Consider the following 678-nt stretch of genomic DNA (forward strand, 5'->3'; position numbering starts at 1 on the left):
CTAAAAATTCTGGTTTCATCTTCTCCTCTTTCTAGCTATTGACCAAATGGGCATAAAAGCCATCCTGTGCAAGCAAGTCTGCAGGGGTGCCTTCTTCGACAATCTTGCCCTGATCCAAGACAACAACCTTCTCTGTCCGCTCAGCGATGGTCAAGCGGTGGGCGATGAAAATAAGGGTCTTGTCTAGTGTCATGAGATTATCCACGATCCGCTTCTCTGTCAAGATATCCAGACTGCTGGTCGCCTCGTCCAAGATCAAGACAGGCGCATCTGTCAAGAGAGCACGCGCCAGAGCGATTCGCTGACGTTGTCCACCTGAAATTCCAGCCCCATCCGAAGTTAATTCTGTCTGGTAATTCAGTGGCATGCGCTCGATATCCTCTCGAATCTCGGCCAATTCGACTGCCCGTAAGATATCCTCTTGAGTCGTCCCCTCCTTGGCTCCCAAAAGAAGATTCTCCAAAATCGTTCCGTTAAAGACATAGGGCTGTTGAGGCAGATAGTTGATATACTGGCGCAGGGCTTTTTTATCAATCTGATTGAGATTGACACCACCCAGACTAATCTCCCCTTGACTTGGGTCGTAAAAATTAACCATCATCTTGGCCAAGGTGGTCTTTCCTGACCCTGAAATCCCCACAAAAGCCACCTTAGACCCTTGCGGAATGGTCAAATTGA

Annotated in this window: 1 pseudogene; it reads right to left on the bottom strand. The window is 48.4% G+C overall.

The window, feature by feature from the left end:
- Positions 1–31: 31 nt before the first annotated feature.
- Positions 32–678 (bottom strand): annotated as a pseudogene (gene comA / locus GMD4S_RS12530) (peptide cleavage/export ABC transporter ComA); the annotation flags it as partial.

The sequence above is a fragment of the Streptococcus sp. GMD4S genome (genome assembly GCF_000296955.1).